The following is an 18363-nucleotide window of genomic DNA, read 5'->3' as shown; positions in this document are numbered from 1 at the left end:
TTGCGGCGCACTCTTGTCTGACATTTGCCTTGTCAACCCGCTGAGCTATATTGACAAGGCCAAGTGATCCTCTACCGTCCCGTGGTCTGGCTCCAGACCTTGGACAAGGGAGGCGTCATTGATATCAACCTGAGTGAGATCCAGTCATGAGCGTCATGCACGATCCGCAGTCCAATCATCTTCTCGCCGCGCTGCCGGCCGCCGATTGGGAGCGCCTCGCACCACAACTGACGCTGGTGGAACTGCCGCTGGGCCATGTCGTGTACGAGTCAGGAGATCAACAGGGCTACGTCTATTTCCCCACCGATTCGATCATTTCGCTACTGTACGTGATGGAAGACGGGGCCTCCGCCGAGATTGCAATCGTGGGCAATGAGGGGATGGTCGGGATTGCAATTTTCATGGGGGGCGAAACGACCCCGAGCCGCGCCATCGTGCAAAGCGCCGGAGATGGATACCGCCTGAGCGCAACGATCCTGAAGCAGGAGTTCGTGCGGGGCGGATCTCTGCAGCGCCTGTTGCTGCGTTATACGCAGGCGCTCATTACCCAGATGGCGCAAACCGCGGTATGCAACCGCCATCACTCCATCGACCAGCAACTGTGCCGATGGCTGCTGCTGAGCATCGACCGACTGCCCTCCAACGACCTGACGATGACGCAGGAACTCATTGCCAACATGCTTGGGGTGCGGCGCTCCGGCGTGACCGAGGCCGCCTTGAAGCTCCAGGCCGCGGGCCTGATCCGCTACAGCCATGGGCATATTGCGGTACTCGACCGGATGGGCCTGGAAAAACGAGTATGTGAGTGCTACGCGGTCGTGAAGCTGGAGTTCGATCGCTTGTTGCCTGACCTGTCGGCGCCTTGAGGTGTAAAGGTTGGAGCACCTGAATTGCTGCTCTGCCTGCAAGCCGCCGCCATTACGAAATGGTGTATGTGTTGCGCGCGCCCGGCGCGTATAGGTTTTTTGCCAGCACCAATATCCGTTCGCGATACCGGTCGAATGTGGCCAGAAAGGCCGCTTCTTCGGAGGTCACCTCCTGACTCAGGCGCAAAAGGAGATTGTCAGAGACTTGAAATGCGACCTCGCGGGCGTTGTCGTAGCCCCAGAAGCATACGCAGTGCCGCGCCGCATCATAGCTACGGCTGGGATTGGGGAAATTCAGTGCCATGGTGGACTCCTATGATCCAGTGATGGCACGCCGGGCGCTTCTTGACTACAGATATCCGCACAGCGGTGCCAACCCAGTATGCACCGGTTTCCTGATTCGAAGCGGGGTTTCGACCACTGCGCGTCTGGACAGCGGGGGTCACCAACAGTGACACGTCGTTGCACGATCGTCCCCCTTTCTGATGGGTTCTAGTTATTCAATCCTTGTACACGAAGAGAGCCATGCACAGGAGCGTGGCGGCCGAAGAGAAGTCTCCACCAGGAAGTGGATGTCCCTGCTCCTACATCTCCAGTCGGGCAAGGGCTGACGAACGAGGCATCGACAGCCCCTTTTGCTGTGCGCAGGATTGTGACGTCGTCGTAGTCGCCGGGGGCGTCGATGCTTTCACGAGGCAGATCAGCAGGGTAGATGACAGAAAGGATTTCGTGAATTGCATTTTCGCTGTCGAACGGGCCAAGCCGGCAGATGCACGCCGTCGGGTCAACCTCCGCAAAGTACCAATTGCGGGGGCTGCCGTGATAAATGACGATGACGGTAGTGGGATAATCTGTTGGCATTTTCCTTGCCTTTTCAAGAAAACCGGTAAGATACCCGGAAACCTCGGAAGAAATCACTTCAAATCGGCCCAGTCAAAGAGACTGGCCAGTCACGCGATTAGTCCGGTCCTCTTAATCCGGAAGGAAAATAACGGAGTGTCGCCGACGAGAATCGGACGCGGATTTCCTGTGCGTTCAATCGGCAGCGAGCACTGCATCGGATTTATATATAGCTCACACTCGAGCCGGGCGCCGTCCGCCAGCGCACAGTCCGTGCTATTTATTTAATTACGCCCAGATCCGGTCAGAAGCTCAGTGCAGGCGGCTCTCCTCGTTGCGCAGCACGCCTTCCCTTCGTCTCACCATATTGCTGACCTATATTTCAATAGTGATCTTCTGCCGTCCTGCAGTGTTGCCCGCGCCGGGATCAATGTGACGAGTATGTGATCCGTTCTGTTCTGGGAGTTGTGACATGAGCGTCGATAACGATCCGAGGCCGCACGGCAGTTCGGCGTCTGAGAACGGTATTGGCGTTTCCAACCGTCACCTGTGGACTCGATTCTGGGCCATTGCGAAGCCTTACTGGTTCTCCCGGGATAAATGGACGGCAGTTGGCTTGCTTGTTCTGTTGATACTGTTGCTGTTGGGACAAACCGAAACCAATGTACTGTTCAACGAGCAATCCGGGGAATTTACATCGGCATTGGCAGCCAAGGATGCGGATCGTTTCTGGATCTCCATCACAAAGTGCATCTACATTCTGATCCTGGCGGTGCCGATCTATGCATTTTACTATTATATTAGAAATAAACTCGGCATTCGCTGGAGGCGCTGGCTGACCAACCACTATCTGGACGGATATTTCAAGGACAGGATTTTCTACAGACTCAATTCAGATCCCACGATAGACAATCCGGATCAGCGGATGACGGAGGACATCAATACGTTTACGCAGCAGTCTCTATATTTTCTGTTGGTCAGCATGGGTGCGCTGCTGCAACTCATTGCGTTTAGCAACGTCCTGTGGTCGATCTCCAGATCGCTTGTTCTCTTTCTTGTTCTCTACGCCGTCGCTGGCACCTCGATATCGATATATTTCTTCGGGCGAGTCCTGATTGGTCTGAACTTTTATCAGTTAAAGCGGGAGGCGGATTTTCGATTCAGCCTGATCCGAATTCGTGAGAACGCTGAGTCTATTGCGTTCTATCGGGGTGAAGCTCAAGAGTCTTTTCATGTGCGGGGGCGTTTTGAACAGGCGTTCCGCAACTTCAACAAACTCATCAACTGGCAGCTGAATCTGAATTTGTTTCAGTATGGCTATGGCTTCCTGACCATCATTCTGCCCAGCGCCATTGTCGCTTCGCGCGTTCTTTCGGGCGAGCTCGAAGTCGGTCGTGCCATCCAGGCTGCCGGCGCGTTTGCGGCCATACTGAGCGCATTGGCCGTGATCGTTGACAACTTTGAAAACCTGAGCCGATTTGTGGCGGGGCTGGATCGACTGGACACATTCTCCATCTCCCTGACCAGGAAGGCGGCAGCCTCCCGGAATGCAGGGGGCACGATCAAAGCCAAGCAGGACTCCCGCCTTGCGCTAGCACATGTCACCTTGCGGACGCCGAATCATAAGAGGACGCTGGTCAGGGACTTGACCGTGTCGATCAACCCGGGAGAGGGGCTGCTCATTGTCGGTGCCAGCGGAGGTGGGAAGAGTTCTCTGATGCGCGCGATCGCGGGCTTGTGGACCTGCGGCACGGGATGCATCATGCGGCCCAAGCCGGACGAAATGTTGTTTTTGCCGCAACACCCTTACATGGTGGTCGGCAGCCTGCGCAACCAGCTGCTGTATCCGAACAACCATGATAGGGAGATATCCGACGAGGAACTCCTGCTGCTGTTGGAGATGGTCAACCTGCCGGATATCGTCGGCAGATTTGGCGGGCTGGACGCGGAGCTGGATTGGGGCAAAGTGTTGTCCGTTGGAGAGCAACAGCGCCTCACGATCGGGCGTGTACTGCTCGCAAAGCCGCGCTATGCCATGCTCGATGAGGCTACCAGCGCCTTAGATATTGGCAACGAGGAAGGTCTATACTCGCAGTTGGCCGGCATGCCGACGACGCTTGTCAGTGTTAGCCATCGACCCACACTCCTTAAATATCACCACCAGGTTCTCGAGCTGCCCGGGGACGGGAGATGGCAACTGCATCCGACCAGAGACTACCGCTTTGACTGGTAGTGCCCCCCACGAATCCGCTTCATCCGGCCAGGGCAAGCTGCGACGCGCGGACCCTGCAGACCGTACCACATGCCGCCTTGCCGCGCCGTCAGTCATCCAATGTGGTGTTGACCGCTACCGTACAGACGTATCCGTGTCGTGTGTGACAAAGTGGTACTACCCCTGCGAAAAGCCATGGGCACCTCGCATATGTCCGCGCGGATTCACGTCGCGCCTGCAGGGAATAGTTCAAGGAGCGCATTATGAATAACATCATCTGGCTTGTCGGGGCCGTCGTCATCGTTTTGTTCGTGCTTGGATACTTCGGATTGAGATAGAGCTTTCTGGAGCTCGGACAGATCTCTGAAGCTTATCGACGCCGAAACTGTTGCGAAAGAGCCGGCGATGCACTTCGGCTTGCTTAGTCTCCCCTGGTGGGGTTACCCGCTTGTGACGCTGGGCTTGACCCACGTCACCATCGCGTCGGTCACGATTTTCCTGCACCGTCACCAGGCACGCCGCGCCCTCGATCTGCATCCCATCGCCAGCCATTTCCTGCGCTTTTGGCTGTGGCTCACCACCGGGATGGTGACCAGGGAGTGGGTGGCGATCCATCGCAAGCACCACGCCAAGTGCGAAACCCGGGAAGACCCGCACAGCCCGCAGTTCTATGGCATCAGGCGAGTGCTGTTGGAAGGTGCCGAACTCTATCGCAGCGAGGCCAGGAACGCGGCAACGCTGGAGAGGTATGGACACGGCACCCCGGACGACTGGATTGAGCGCAATCTTTATGCGAAGCACGTCGGGTTAGGGATCGGCATCATGCTGGTGATCGACCTGGTGCTGTTCGGCCCGATCGGACTGAGCATCTGGGCCGTGCAGATGCTGTGGGTCCCGTTCTTCGCCGCGGGCGTGATCAACGGCATCGGCCACTACTGGGGCTACCGCACGTACGCGCCAAATGACACATCCACGAATATCGTGCCATGGGGCATACTGATCGGCGGCGAGGAACTGCATAACAACCATCATGCCTACGTCAGCTCAGCCAGGCTCTCCAGCAAGTGGTGGGAACTTGACCTTGGTTGGGTGTACATCCGTTTGCTGGTGATGGTCCGTCTTGCCAGCGTACGCAGGGTGGCACCAAAGATCCGCTTCAATCCGGCCAGGGCAGGCTGCGACGCGCGCACCCTGCAGGCCATCACCACGCACCGCTACCACGTACTGGCCAGGTTCGCCAGCGCCCTGCGGCAAACCGTATTGGGGGAAATCCACACCCTGCGGGCGCGTGCGCTACCGGGTCTGAATGAGGCCAGGGCCCGGCAAGCGCTCAAGCACTGGCTGCAAAGGGAAGGGGAAGCGCTACCCGAGCGTGAACGCGCAGTCCTGCACCAGACACTGCATGCCAGCAAGTTGCTGCGCACGATCTACGCGATGCGCCAGGACCTTACCGCGTTGTGGAGCAATTCCGCTACCTCGAAGGAGCAACTGGTCAAACAGCTGGAAGACTGGTGCCGGCGCGCCGACGAAAGCGGCATCAGTGCGCTGCAGGAGTTTTCCTGGAAGCTCCGCTGCTACGCCTGACCATTGGGAGACATCAAATGTCATTGGGAACGATACTGTTGATCGTGCTGATCTTGCTGTTGATCGGCGTGTTTCCAGCCTGGCCGCACAGCCGGGGGTGGGGCTATGGTCCCAGCGGTGGTCTTGGGCTGGTGTTGGTCATCCTGCTCGTACTGTTGCTGATGGGCAAGATATAGCGCGCTGTGCCGAGGTCGCGCTACTGACGCTCGTTCATGAGACAGTGAGATCCACGTTTCGATTTTTCGAGCAATAGAGCTTGCATTCGGGCGGACTCTCGACTCGGATCGAACTTCGAGAGGGATTTTCGCATTGTCATTCATCTGGAGGGCCTAGCCATGAGATACCTAAACCGTCTTTCCGCCTTTTTCCTAACCGTCCTGATGGCCTTTTCCCTGGGGTGCGCATCGACGCCCAAGCAAGAAGGGACTGGAGAGTACGTCGATGACACGGTCCTTACCACGAAAGTAAAGGCGGCAGTTTTCAATGAGCCGACCTTGAAGTCCGCCGAAATCAACGTCGAAACCTTCAAAGGTGTGGTCCAACTGAGCGGCTTTGTCAGATCTCAGGCCGACGCCAACAAGGCAGTCGAAGTTGCACGTGGCGTCAAGGGGGTGAAGTCGGTCAAGAGTGACATGCGGATCAAATGACAGTCGCTGGCCGCGAGCGATTGCCGGCCTGCGCCTCACGTCCACGGGTGAGCGCGGGTACCGTTGCCACGCGTCAGCGATCTCGCGATGGACGCGCCTCAAACAAATCGCCTGATCGCAGGCAAGGTTGAACCGGTTCGTCGCAACGGAACGGGGTCGTCGCGTAGATCGCGGTACACAGTGCGCTTGGTCGGACGCGGGTGAGTGGGCCCTACCATGACAGTCGCCTGGTTGGACTCCGAGATATTTGTAATTGACGGAGGCAGCCTTGTTTCTTGAGGGGATTCAGGCCGAAATCCAGGCCTCGACCCGATGGAAGCCCACCCTGGCGCGATACCCACGTGAAAGTGGAGGGCCCGGTGGTCCGCGAATTTCAGAAGCTGTTTCTGGCAACGTGGGGTAAGCAAAAAGGGGAACCGCTTGCGCCGAAGAATTATTTTCCACAACTCGGCAATACAGGAACGGAGGTCGTGCGCGCCATCGGCAGTTCGCCTGATGAGCCCTACAGCCTCATCTACGCGACACTGCTCTCGGCAATCGGCAGCGCGGTAACCAGCGTATATTTGACCAACGCCTATTTCGTCCCCGACCCGCAGTTGCTAGCCGCGCTCAAGGATGCCGCAGTTCGCGGTGTTGATGTCAAACTCATCCTCCCGAGCAAGACCGATTCGTGGCTGGTGTTCTTCGCCGGACGCTCCTTTTACGACGAGCTGTTGCGCTCCGGCGTAAAGCTCTACGAGCGGCGTGACGTGCTGCTGCATTCGAAGACAGCGGTTATCGACGGTGTTTGGTCCACCATCGGATCGACCAACCTCGACTGGCGCAGCTTCTTGCATAACGACGAGGTCAACGCCGTCGTCCTGGGACAGGAGTTCGGCGCGCAAATGCAAGCCATGTTCGAGGTGGATCTCGCCGCGTCCAATCCCATCACGATTGAACAATGGAACGACCGTTCGATCGGTATGCGTATAAAGGAAATGACCGCGCGCGTGTGGGCTTACTGGTTGTAGATTCCTGAATGCAACGCTGGCCTGGTCCGCGGCAATTGCAGATCTGGACGGCACACTCAATCGCCGCTATCTGTCATCTTGACTGAACCCGGAAGCCGGCACGACGACGATCCCATTTCGTGCCTGGTATGCCCGGAAGATAGGGGCGGCAGCCCCTGGCCGGCACCGAGGTGACACCCGTTCTCCCGTCGTCATGTGTGCAGGCTGTGCTCGGTCTGTGGGAGTTGTCCGACGCGCGTTTCGGAATTTGGATTCTGACGCCAGGAGTGCAAGTGATGTAGTCTCTTTGCAGGGCCCTCGCACAATCGCCGCTGGAAATGCCAGTACGCAACGCTGAGAAGTCCTACTACGGATATCCTACTATAGGGAGTGCGACATGATGACTAAATGGCTATTCGCTGCCTTGTTTGGGATGATGGTGGTCGCGCCGGGAGGGCCCGCATTGGCACTAACCGCATCTGCCGCGGGTTCGAAGGCAGACTACGATGCCGCAGTGAAACAGGCCGACGCTGACTACAAAGCCGCCAGCGCCAAATGTGGCGGCATGAAGGCCAACGCCAAGGACGTTTGCAAGGCGGAGGCCAAGCGCGATCGAGATGTCGCGAAGGCAAACGCCGAAGCCATGCGCGACGGCACCGCTCAGGCCCAGGCGAAGGCGCACAAGGTCAAGGCCGACCGAGACTACGACGTGGCTAAGGAAATGTGCGACGACAGGAAGGGCAACGACAAGGACGTTTGCGTGAAGGAAGCCAAGGTCGCCCACGAGAAGGCGCTTGGGGCCGCCAAGGTTGAGAAGGCCGCCGACACCGGCACCAGCAAAGATGTCTCCGAGGCTCGCCGCGACGCCAAGAAGGACACCATGGACGCCAAGTATCAGGCCGACAAGGAGAAATGCGATGCCTTGTCCGGTGATGCCAAGGACAAGTGCACGGCTGACGTGAGGGCCAAGTACGGCAAGTGATCGGCAGGGATGGCGCCAGCAAGCGAGCGCCGTCGCTCCGCGAGCAGCCGGGGCCGACATCATGGTTCTGATGTTGGCCCCTTTGGCTAGAACACGCCAAGGAGTATGCGGGCGCAAAAAAGGGATGTGTTCGCGGATGCCAGCAGCATCAAGGGGCCGCGCGATCCCTATACCGATGGTGGCAAGACGGGTACGTTCGATCCATACACCGATGGCACGCGGCCTTCTTCGCTAAGGTCATCAGGAGTCCAGGGGCCCGTAGCCGCTTCGCATTCCAATTGCGACACAACCTGCCGACGAGCCCGCGATCCCTATCAAAAAAACCTCCGCATTTTCGGCATGTTAGGTGGGCTGAAAAATAACCGCCCGCAGGCCGCTCTGGCGTTCGTGGTCATCGTGGTCGATGCTGGACCGGCACGAACGGCCAGAGCATTGCCATGATTACTCCCTTGAACGCAGCTTTGAAGGTGTCGGCCTTTGGGAAGCCTTGGAAGACTCTCGCGTATCCAAGACCGAACCACGTGCCCGTTGCGATGGAGACGAGCGAGCTAGGCTCAAGGACGTATCCCAGCAAATGGTTCAGCCCACCGTGGACCACGAATACGGCGATGAGGGCACGAATGTATGGCATGTTCTTCTTCCTGGCAGTTTGGAAAATTCTCGGCAATCCCGAATGAGGCGTTTTCCTTTGTTGCGCAGACGACGCGCCTATGTTTGGTCTTATACCTCTCGTAATGTCTGCCCAAGTCCTCAAAGGCGAACGTCGTGCGCGAAACGCGTCTGAGGCTTTGAAGTTGCCCACCGATGTTGGCTGTCAAGAATGCTCAGGGAGGGCCGAGCATGGAACATGCATAAAGTTTAGGTAGACAATGCTACCAAATCGATGTGCATACTCTGTCGAATCGAGGCGTGATGGTGGCGGCTTGCGCCGCCGGCAGTGTGGCTTTTGCGACTCCTTGTATGAGCGGTGGGGACACTGCTGGCGTGGTTCGATAACTCGGGGAGACGATGCGGCGCGTCTATCCCCTGGGGTCCTGCAAGTTGTTGGCTTCATGCCCATGAGCTTCGTGCGTCACGTTAACGCGTGACCCCCACTGCCACCGGGAGCGCATACCTAGCGATGCGGCGAAAACGGCGACGATATTTGCCTTTCGGATTATCTTCCGACGATGGATCCTGCCGGCCGAGTTTTACTGGACACCGTCAGCAAGGTCCTCCAGCAGCACGCGCTACCGCTCAGCACGCCGATGGTCTTCAGTTGTCAAGCGAAATGAAAAACTTGTCCAGTGACGACATTTAAGGCCCGGTGGCGACGTGGATGAGTAGTCCGCCGGCGATTTGGGTGGACCAGTTTGCCCTCGATGATGCGCACCCTATTTGCCCCGGCGGCAACAGAGCATCAACACCAAAATTCGACCTCTCAGCAGGCCTGGTATCGGTTCATCATTGCTCGGTGCAGAGGGGTGCGCTCGTCATGGCGGGGTGCTCCCACAGGGACTAAAGTGAGCTTAGGTTGCCCATTGAGGGAGTGGTGCGGCCACCGCGACCGCAACATCGCCAACGATCTGGTAAGGGCGAGGAAGATCATGATTGAATCAACTGATCCGAAGGCTGTGGCTTCCGTTGCAGGCAATATCGCCACGAACCGCACGCCGAAGAAGGCTCGTTACGCAACATGGTTTGCGGTACTGCTATGCTCATCTTATCCATATCCCGCCTTTTCGCAATCGATTCAGATACAGATTCTAGGCATTCGAAGCAGCACAGGCATGGTGGCCTGCACTCTCTTTGAATCGCCAGTCGGATTCCCTGCAGACTATCTGCATTCAGCGAGGAATATCATGTCAATAAGGGTTAAGAATAATCAAGCGCAATGCAATTTTGAAGGAATCCCCCCAGGAACATATGCCATAGCGGTCGCACATGATGAAAATATGAACGGTAAGCTGGATAAAAGCGCACTTGGAATTCCTACCGAAGGATATGGTTTTTCAAACAATGCAGTAGGATGGCTCAGCGCACCGTCGTTTTCCGCCGCCAGCTTCTCCTACGATGGGAAGAACTCGAGTTTGACGATTAGATTGCATTACTGAATACGCTTTGGATGATGCATACCTTCTATGCAGTTTCTGGCGAGTTTTACAAAAAAGGCCTGATCTACTAATGATTCACAATTCTCCAATTGTGCAAAGGCCTTTTTGAAGTGGGCAAAGCCGTTTCTGCGGGCTGCCCCATGCGCGATTACCGCCATATTTCGGTCCTAACTCGGGATAGACGTTTTGCGCATTCCTTGAGCAGGTCGCAGAGAGCCATTCGGTTGTCGATGCCAGTTGCCTTGCCGCCCCCAGATATGGAGGCCCGTGATGAACATTGCCCTGAGATTCCATGGCGGAATGCAATCGCTTTTGTCGATTACAGACTTCCTGCCCCTCAAAAGCTCGTCCATCCAAATTGACGCCAGCTTAGTCAGATCCAAAAATCCCTCTGCCGGGACTGATTACGGCAACCGGACCATATAATTTCGAATTGGTTCTGACCGGATATTCGCAAGAAGTCGGGCGGGGTCGTATTCGTGCTACCGCCGAGCACTACTTTCTTATCCACTGACCCTCAGGGGTCTTGATGAAGGTTCCGGGCGCGGCCTTTTCAATGGCTTTCTGTCCTGCCAGGATCGCCACTTGCTCCAGGGTGGCGCCGTTCTTCTTGGCAATGGCGTCGTACGCCGCGCGGCGCTTCGCATTGATATCCGCGGCAAGTTCCACTGCGTCCGGGGTTGCCTTGACAACACCCAGATAACCATCTGGTTGCTCACCCACGAGCCCCTGTGACTTGGCACTATCCAGGCCCAATGCCATGGCCAGCGTACTGCCAGACAGCAGTAGCACCGCCATCAATCGTGTCGCCATTTTCATGGTTGGCTCCTAGAACAATGTGCGGTCTTCACTGATGAGTTTATCCACATCTTTTTCTACCTTGAGGCGAATCTCATGATCAATCTTCACATTCAGATTGATGGTGATAGGGTCTTTGGGGGCCTCAAGGGCGATCCGAGGCGTGCAGGCGGCCAGCGGCAGTAAAGCGACAAGCAAAACGGGTTTCTTCATGGCGTGTCCTCCACGTCATCGCTGCGCGAGCCTTCTGCAGGCATCCGGTTCAGTACCCGCCGGGAGATATCATCCCCAATGCGCAAGCTGCGCAATAGTTCGAACACGTTCTCCCGGTGAGTGTAGTTTAGTACGATTGGCAAGCTGGTCTTCTGCGGGTTCTGGCCTTTGATGGTGACTGCGGCGTCCAGCCAGCCGTCTGGTTTCATATTCAGACGCGCCTCAAATTCATCAATCGCCAGATTGCTCAGGGCATCGAGCGCCAATTCCACCGCACGATTGGATTGGCCCATCGCGGTAACCCCGGCGGATGGCAAGACCTTGAGTGATAATGGGCCCTCGTTGCTCACGTAACCCGACCGCAAGGCCAGGGAGTCCCTCGTCAATTGTAGCGGCAGATTGCCGCCCACGCGGCCAGCGAGTTGAACGGTCGGGTTCGGATCGTTCTGCAGGGCAGCCACCTCCGCCAGGTTGATGCGCCCAATGGTCACCGCCTGAAACTGAGAGGACGGCCATTGCAAGGTAGCGGCGTGCATATTGCCTCCCAGCACGTCGGCAGAGATATCGGCGACGTGCCAGGTGACCAAGTCAGATTGGACCGTCATGCGGATGTTGCGCACCAGGGTGCCCACATCCAGTTGGGCGAGCATGACTGGCCCGATGCTTGTGAGCGTTACGCCGTTTTGCTGCAACTCAATATGCGCCGCCCCATCGCCGCCCGTGGCCAGAATGCCTCCCCATTCCAGCGCCAGTCCGGACACGAATATGTCGCCTTGCAGCCGCCAGTGGTCCTGCCATTCCCAGCGACCTTGGCCATGGAGCATGCCTTGCTTCAAGGTGAAGCCGAGGCTGCGGCTCATGGATGCAGACAGCGGTGTCCTGATCTCCAGCATGCCCTTCGCTCCGGCTTTTCTTCCGTGGCCAGACAGCTCTGCGGTCAGGGTCAGCTCGGATTGCCAGGCCGGCGCACGCAGCGTGGCCCTGCCTTGCTGCCCGGCGACGGCGATTTTCCCGGTGACGGCAGGCAGTGCCCAGCGCGTCGCAACGACGCCCTCCGCCTTGACCTCCAGATTGCCGAATACACCCTGGGGCCCGACGCGCAGAGGCGTTGTCGCGACCACGGCGATCGGCTTGATCAATGTCGTTCCGACCAGCCCGCCGGCTATCGTTGCGCGACTGCCAGTGCCCAGGTACCACTGCCCGTCCTTGCCAAACCAGGGTGCGACGAGCTTCAGGCCCCCGCCCCGTGCATAGAAGGGGAGCCGCGAGTCGCCTTCAACCGTACCTTCCCAGCGCCCTCGCGCAAAGCTGGCGCTGAGCGCCCCCGTGAGAGGGGCATTGCCATAGTGGCCATTGAACTCCGCGCGCGTGGTCCAGCCCGGCGCCTGGAAGCCGGTCACCGGCACGCGCACCGCTAGCAACAGATCTGGTCCCCTGACCGTGAGGCTGGCTGGTTCCCCCGCCAGCCCGGAGGCTTCGATGCGGCCTTGCCAAAACCCGCTCAGATCATATCCGGCGGCTTTACCTGCCAGATCAAGCCGTCCGTGCCAGCCCCATTTCGCTTGCTGCCAGGCCAACCGGCTGTCGACGGTTTTGACTTCTATATCCCGATACTGAAGCTCGGCCGAGATTGTGCTTTCACCGGCCAATGCCAGCGGCAGTGTCAGGGGCCGGGGCCAGCGCAGTAGAAGCCCCTCGGGGAGTTGTATCGACGCCGGCAACAGTTCCAGCCCTTGCCGATTCCAGCGAATAGGCACTCTGCCGGCTAGTGAGGGCCCGGCTAGCGTCAGCATGCCCTGGCCGCGTGCTACGCCGGTGCCCTCGGTATCCAAGGTCAGCACTATGGTGCCTTGCGGGCCTGCCGCTCGCAGTTCCAGGCGCAGGGACTCCACCCCCTCCAGATTGCCGCTGACCCGTAGCACTTGCGGGGCTTCCAGGATCCAGGCACCGCCGAGCGTCAATGGTGACGCCAGTTCGGCATTCAGATGCCATTTTTTGGCGGCGAGGCTGGCCTCTAGCCTCATGTCGGACCGTTGGGACTGACCGCGATGACCCAGTTGTTGCCCCTGCGCCTGCAAATCGCCGTCCAGTCGACTGGCCTGCCACAATCCATTGCCCGTGAAGGTCAGCGCACCCAGGAGCCTGGGCGCGATGTCAGCCGCCTGAATCGCGCCTTGCGCGCTCCAGTGCCCGGAAATGCGGTCATAGGTCGCGGTCGCACTGCTGTGCTGATACTTTGCCCATGCCTGCCAGCGCTGCTCGCGCTGGCGGACGAAGAGTGCGATCGGCGGCAAACCGGGAACTGAGAGTGCGTCGATGGTGAGATCGAACGGCGGCGTCCAGGGGGGAGGCAGCGCCTCGCCGCCAGCTTGGCAATTGGCCAGGCTCACGCTGGCAACGGTGATCGTCACGGGCCGCCAGCCGGTGATCCGGAATCGTTCGCCGCGGGCTTCCACGCAGCCGTTCTGCAGCCTTTGCCAATGCGCCAGTTCCAGTCCGTCTTGCCAACCGAGCCCCTGGACACGTACGCCCAGCGCAAACGCCGTGATCACCACCACCAGAAACACCGACACTGGCAGCAGCGCCAGGATGATCATCCAGGCATAGTTGCGACGAAAGAATGCAAGAGTGGGCGGATATTGCCGGGAGAGGAGCATGCCGCAGGCGGGTCTACATTATTGAACTGACACTGTGTGATTCTTCCCTTGCCTTGGCAAACAGGTTCTACGTTCCCACCTCGCCGGGACGTAGTTCAGGATCGATCGCACGTTCGGCTCTGGTCTTGGCCAGACATGCGTCAACCATACTCCCAACCGAAGTGACATAGTGATTGGCGCCGATTGCGCTCTGGAGCGCCTCGCTCCACTGATCCGTATCACCTCTTGGCCAGAGGCCGACGACGATCGACGCATCCGGGAAACGCAGCTGCACGCGCCGGACAAGGTAGCGCAAGTGCGACGGGATGCCTTCAATGTTCAAATAGAAAATACACACAGTCGTCGGCACGATAACGTCCAGACCTTGCATCTGGGCGCGCGAGGCCGCGTCATGAGGGACAACCCGGCAATCAAGATCATGCTTTCCGAGGAGTTGGGCGACAATGGTCGACGCCAATTCGTCGAGCGGGCCCCTTCCGGCTATGCAAAGCACGTGGCCTTCGGCGCTTCTCGCCGGCGAAGTTTCGATACTCGGCGAGAGGACGGAGGGACCCGGTTGGTGCGAATCCTGTTCAGCGATGTACGGTGCTGAGGCAGCCGTTTGGCCATTAGCCCCGGCTGGATTTGGTTCAATGTCGGCAAAGCTGTCCAAACCTTCGACGAGATCGGTTACCGTAGTTTCTATTCGCGCCAGTTGTGCGGCTGTTACAACGCCGCACAACATATCGCTGGCCGCAAGCTGCAATCCCTTGATGGCGACCTCGTCGTAATACGAGGAGAGTGACCGGTCACGCAGCAGAATTTCGGCTTGCTCGAGTGTTTCATCCGGATCGCCGGCCAGCGCTCGCTGGTAAAAGTTCTCAACTGGCGTGAGCGTCGGCTGGTCACCGAGCAGCACGTCGAGGATTTCGAGTCTCCCGACATGCCGGCCGAGGACGACCAGGCAAAGCGTCAGCGGGGTGGACAGGATAAGCCCGACCGGGCCCCATATCCAGCTCCAGAAGACCGCGGCAACAACAACGGAAAATGGCGAAATGCCGGTGCTATGGCCAAATAGCATCGGCTCGATGACCTGACCGGCCAGCAGCTCGACGATCACGAAAAGCGCCAGTGACCAGATCGCCATGGACCATTCAGGACTGACTGCTGCGGCGAGTGCGGTAGCCAGAATAGCGACGATCCAGATTCCCACGTAGGGTACCAGGCGCAACAGCGCGGCCAGGATGCCCCACAGCACCGGGCTTGGTATGCCAATCAGGAAGAGCCCGGCTCCGATTACAACGCCGACGCCGGCATTGACAGCGAATTGCGAAAGGAAATACCGGCTGAGGCGCCGCGCGGCGTCATCCATCGCGGTGGTGGTCCGGTGCAAATCGCCCGACCCGAATAGCCGGATAGCCCGATCCCTGAGGTCATCACGCTGTAGCAGGATGAAGATGGTGACGATGAATACGATGAAGGTGGTCTCAAGCGGCCTGACGACGGGGGAGAGTATTTGCCGCGCCAGATGAAAGGCCGTCGGGGGCGGCTCGATGACTTCGACCGGAAGCGCCGCGGGCGGCTGAGTCGGCGGCGAGGCGGATTCGGGCCCTTGAGCCGCTTGCGGCAAATCAACGGTTGCCCGCCGAAATGCCTTGCCAGCGGTTCCGGCCATACTGCTGAGCTTTCCAATTGTCAGTCGATGCGCAGTATTGATCTTTTCTTCGATGGTCGCCTGATAGCGAGGCATGCCAATTGCGAGATCCGTAATCTGTGCGGCGATCACGCCCCCCAGCAAGACCATCATCGAAACTGAAATTGTCACGGCGACTAGAACCGAGATGATCCGACCGAGCTTGATGCGACAAAAGAGATCGACCATTGGCGCTACCAGGACGCTGAGCAAGATCGCGAGCGTGATCGGGATCAGCACCTCTCGTCCAACATAGAGTCCGGCGACGACGGTCACGCCGATGGCGAGGCTGACCAGGCCGTGGAGGCTGGCGGACTCGGAAGTCTTCAGATGCGCCACTTGCCTCGCGGGGCGCGGATCGATCGATTCAGGCATGATCAAAGGCTCGCAGTGTTGGCCTTCTCGATGAGAATCAACCCGCGGCGCAGCGTTGTAGCCGGCAGGTGCCTAGCGTCCTGTGCGGACGCTAGGCGGGTTACTCGGGTGCCGGGCTACGCCGCCTTCAGGAAACTAGGGCGCGGTGCCGCTAAACCTTCTGAAGACCAGCTGATTCTGAAGTGCAATTAATCGTCAGACGCAGTGACTAGTGACTTACCCTCAGCCGATACGCCGAGATTAAAACGCAATTAATCGCCAAGTTTGACCTACGCCCGCGCAAACGCTGGCTGGTATGAGGCCGTCCTATTGGGAAGAGAGGGCAGCTATCACGTTGCGGAGTATAATTTCACTATCATGAAACCACCTGGCGAGCAGCCTCCGCGCTGACTTCCCTTCGTCACGGGACGGGCCGTCCTATTCGAGCACCCCGCGCAGCGGAAGGGATGCCAATTGACCAGGCAGCGAGGCATTGCGGTGTCTCCATCGGCATGCTGTCCAAGCTGGAGAACGGCAAGGGCGGTCAATCTCGAGCACGCCCTACGTGTGATGACGGACTGGGTTTGACGATCCTGGTCGTTCCCAAGGCTCATGCACGTTGGCTTGAACAGGCAGCGGCTCATGCAGCAAAGATCGGCGAGGACGCGGCCAGGGAACAGCATACCTGGCTGGAGGAGTAGAGACGCGATCAGGATGAGCGTCAGGCTCGGAAGGGCTCCTCAGTCGGTGCGGAAACGCTGGGCGTGTCAACCTGAACGCACATTACAACTTGTCGGCCGCAACCGATGCGGTTCCGCTCTTGCGTAGCCTCGTGCCGCGGATCCTCTACCTGTGGAGGTAGGCGCTCGTGGTCACGATCGAGGCATTGGCCAAAGTTGTCGCGGACATAGCGTCGAGGACTGCTTGCGGAACCGGGCCTCGTCGGGCACTCTGCTCATTGATACACGTAAAAATGGGTTTGTGAGCCCCTCCTTAGGGCCGGGGCTCCGATGCGCACGCGCTCTAAGCTTCAACTCTCCGCGATGGCAGCAGCGGTATCACTGTTCTGGTCTCTGCAGTCTCATCGGGCACCCGTCGTGGCACTTGGGGGGTGTGGCGCGACGCGCCCAGCACCACGGTTGGAGCCGAATAATGGAAGGTCGGTTCATTGATGACACCCTGGTGCGAGGGCCACTCATGTCGACTCGGAATCCTCGGGCATGATGCTTGCACCCTTCACAGCTGCGGAGCTGCTCCGCAATGTGGAGTCGTTCATGAACCAGCAAATCCTCAAGCCGCGGGAGGGACAAGATATCCCAGATGTACCGCCCGCTGAACACGCACCACAGAAGGAAGAACGCGAAGCGCCTGTGCACGATGAAGGCCTTGGCAAGCCGCTCCGCGAGCCAGGTCAGCACGATGTCGGAATGCCCGAGGACTCCTAGGATATCGTGGCTCTTATGAGGAATTTTCTCGTCAGGGGGCCAGCCCATGCTAGTTAGAGACGTTATGCAGCCGCCAGCCTTCGTTCAGGCGGAGGAAAGCTTGGCCGTTGCGGCGCGTAAGCTGCAACACGATAACATTGGCTGTCTGCCAGTGTGCCAAGGCGAGCGGGTAATTGGAATGCTCACTGACCGCGATATCGCAATGCGCGGGGTAGCAGACGGGCGTAACGCGAGCCAGATGTCGGTTATGGAGGCGATGTCGAGGGACCCGCTTACTTGTTTCGCGGACGATTCAGTCGAGCAAGCCGCTATCCTCATGACTCAAGGCCACGTGCAGCGACTGGCAGTCCTGGACAGGAAGACTCAACGCTTAATCGGTGTTATTTCCGTATCCGACGTAGGGGGCAGTCAAACTGAGCCGCGCCACTATGAGGTCACCTTCTTTAAGAAGATGAGCGATCATTATGGTCATTCTCAACACGCCGAGGTGATGCGAATTTCGATCGTCCACGGTAGCAAGGATGAGGCAATCGCAGTTGCGATGCGCCAGTTCGAGCAGGTGAAGCAGGTCAACAGTTGGAACCAGCTCGCCGACGGATACGATGTGACAACAATCCATCATGACGAACAGGGTGTTGTTGTTGACGAACACGAATTGACCTCCGAGCGCGAAGCCAGAATCAAGCAGCGCGCTTACGAGTTGTGGGAGCAAGCAGGGGCACCAGCCGGGCAGGACAAGGAATATTGGCATAAGGCCGCAGCCGAGCTCGACGACCAGGACCGAGCCGAGGAGTAATGCGAGGCAACTCGGGCGTATTCCCGGGGCGTGCTTCCTAAGAAGAACAACTTGGATGCCAGCCAGATCTTTATTCGCCGCGGAACGTGGCCTTCATCGCGTGCAAAGTGGCAGCGATCCCCATCCAGTCGAATCGGCCAGATTAAGCTGTCACTGTATTAAGGGGTCTGGGACTGGGCATGGCGGGCGCGGATTTCCGTTGTCTCACAAGAGCA

The 18363-nt window shown here is 58.4% G+C and carries 18 protein-coding genes; 11 read left to right on the top strand and 7 right to left on the bottom strand.

Annotation, left to right across the window (positions count from 1 at the left end):
• Nucleotides 1-146 precede the first annotated feature (146 nt).
• Nucleotides 147-866: a Crp/Fnr family transcriptional regulator gene (locus K307_RS05085; protein WP_042876742.1), complete on the top strand. Its 720-nt coding sequence runs from the start codon at nt 147-149 to the stop codon at nt 864-866.
• 52 nt (nt 867-918) lie between these two features.
• Here K307_RS05085 and K307_RS05080 read toward each other — a convergent pair whose 3' ends face one another.
• Both K307_RS05080 and K307_RS47545 read right to left on the bottom strand, forming a co-directional pair.
• Complete coding sequence (locus K307_RS05080; RefSeq protein WP_042876740.1) at nt 919-1170, bottom strand: DUF1488 domain-containing protein; 252 nt, start codon at nt 1168-1170, stop codon at nt 919-921.
• 188 nt (nt 1171-1358) lie between these two features.
• Nucleotides 1359-1784, bottom strand: a complete 426-nt coding sequence (locus tag K307_RS47545) for a hypothetical protein (protein ID WP_155301087.1) — start codon at nt 1782-1784, stop codon at nt 1359-1361.
• Between the two features lie 394 nt (nt 1785-2178).
• On the opposite strand from K307_RS47545, the gene K307_RS05075 reads away from it, so the two are divergent.
• The 6 genes from K307_RS05075 (at nt 2179) to K307_RS05050 (ending at nt 8120) form a co-directional block, all read left to right on the top strand.
• A complete protein-coding gene (locus K307_RS05075) occupies nt 2179-3939 on the top strand; it encodes an ABC transporter ATP-binding protein/permease (RefSeq protein WP_042876738.1) in 1761 nt (586 codons plus the stop codon).
• 384 nt (nt 3940-4323) lie between these two features.
• Nucleotides 4324-5502 carry a fatty acid desaturase gene (locus K307_RS05070; RefSeq protein ID WP_042876736.1) on the top strand — a complete coding sequence of 393 codons (1179 nt, stop codon included), beginning with the start codon at nt 4324-4326 and terminating at the stop codon, nt 5500-5502.
• A gap of 17 nt (nt 5503-5519) precedes the next feature.
• Nucleotides 5520-5678, top strand: a complete 159-nt coding sequence (locus tag K307_RS45610) for a DUF3309 family protein (RefSeq protein ID WP_042876734.1) — start codon at nt 5520-5522, stop codon at nt 5676-5678.
• A gap of 159 nt (nt 5679-5837) precedes the next feature.
• Nucleotides 5838-6149, top strand: a complete 312-nt coding sequence (locus K307_RS05060; protein ID WP_042876732.1) for a BON domain-containing protein — start codon at nt 5838-5840, stop codon at nt 6147-6149.
• A gap of 359 nt (nt 6150-6508) precedes the next feature.
• Nucleotides 6509-7159: a phospholipase D-like domain-containing protein gene (locus tag K307_RS05055; protein ID WP_419187104.1), complete on the top strand. Its 651-nt coding sequence runs from the start codon at nt 6509-6511 to the stop codon at nt 7157-7159.
• Between the two features lie 376 nt (nt 7160-7535).
• Nucleotides 7536-8120 (top strand): hypothetical protein, encoded by a 585-nt coding sequence (locus K307_RS05050; protein ID WP_042876730.1) that lies wholly within the window; start codon nt 7536-7538, stop codon nt 8118-8120.
• Between the two features lie 391 nt (nt 8121-8511).
• On the opposite strand, the gene K307_RS05045 is transcribed toward K307_RS05050, so the two are convergent.
• Nucleotides 8512-8751 carry a hypothetical protein gene (locus K307_RS05045; protein ID WP_155301086.1) on the bottom strand — a complete coding sequence of 80 codons (240 nt, stop codon included), beginning with the start codon at nt 8749-8751 and terminating at the stop codon, nt 8512-8514.
• Nucleotides 8752-9706: 955 nt separating this feature from the next.
• Between K307_RS05045 and K307_RS45605 the strand changes: the two genes are divergently transcribed.
• Entirely contained in the window at nt 9707-10213 is a 507-nt protein-coding gene (locus tag K307_RS45605; RefSeq protein WP_080744893.1) for a DUF2141 domain-containing protein, read from the top strand.
• Between the two features lie 495 nt (nt 10214-10708).
• Here the strand turns inward: K307_RS45605 and K307_RS05040 are convergent, their stop codons facing one another.
• The 4 genes from K307_RS05040 to K307_RS05025 form a co-directional block, all read right to left on the bottom strand.
• Entirely contained in the window at nt 10709-11032 is a 324-nt protein-coding gene (locus tag K307_RS05040; protein ID WP_042876726.1) for a YdbL family protein, read from the bottom strand.
• Nucleotides 11033-11041: 9 nt separating this feature from the next.
• Nucleotides 11042-11224 carry a YnbE family lipoprotein gene (locus K307_RS05035; RefSeq protein ID WP_042876724.1) on the bottom strand — a complete coding sequence of 61 codons (183 nt, stop codon included), beginning with the start codon at nt 11222-11224 and terminating at the stop codon, nt 11042-11044.
• Nucleotides 11221-13821 carry an intermembrane phospholipid transport protein YdbH family protein gene (locus K307_RS05030; protein WP_230625493.1) on the bottom strand — a complete coding sequence of 867 codons (2601 nt, stop codon included), beginning with the start codon at nt 13819-13821 and terminating at the stop codon, nt 11221-11223. The genes K307_RS05035 and K307_RS05030 overlap by 4 nt, the downstream gene beginning before the upstream one ends.
• A gap of 127 nt (nt 13822-13948) precedes the next feature.
• The gene (locus tag K307_RS05025) at nt 13949-15928 is read right to left on the bottom strand and encodes an AI-2E family transporter (RefSeq protein WP_042881362.1); all 1980 of its coding nucleotides are present in this window, start codon (nt 15926-15928) and stop codon (nt 13949-13951) included.
• 446 nt (nt 15929-16374) lie between these two features.
• On the opposite strand from K307_RS05025, the gene K307_RS45600 reads away from it, so the two are divergent.
• From K307_RS45600 to K307_RS44220, 3 genes are all read left to right on the top strand, one after another.
• Nucleotides 16375-16608 carry a transcriptional regulator gene (locus tag K307_RS45600; protein ID WP_080744892.1) on the top strand — a complete coding sequence of 78 codons (234 nt, stop codon included), beginning with the start codon at nt 16375-16377 and terminating at the stop codon, nt 16606-16608.
• 573 nt (nt 16609-17181) lie between these two features.
• Nucleotides 17182-17352, top strand: a complete 171-nt coding sequence (locus K307_RS47540; RefSeq protein ID WP_155301085.1) for a hypothetical protein — start codon at nt 17182-17184, stop codon at nt 17350-17352.
• Between the two features lie 64 nt (nt 17353-17416).
• On the top strand, nt 17417-18148 hold the full coding sequence (locus K307_RS44220) for a CBS domain-containing protein (protein ID WP_196251524.1): 732 nt from the start codon (nt 17417-17419) through the stop codon (nt 18146-18148).
• Nucleotides 18149-18363 lie beyond the last annotated feature (215 nt).

It is taken from the genome of Cupriavidus necator A5-1 (genome assembly GCF_000744095.1).
Classification (GTDB): Bacteria; Pseudomonadota; Gammaproteobacteria; order Burkholderiales; family Burkholderiaceae; genus Cupriavidus; species Cupriavidus necator_A.
This window is presented reverse-complemented; position numbering and strand designations above follow the sequence as displayed.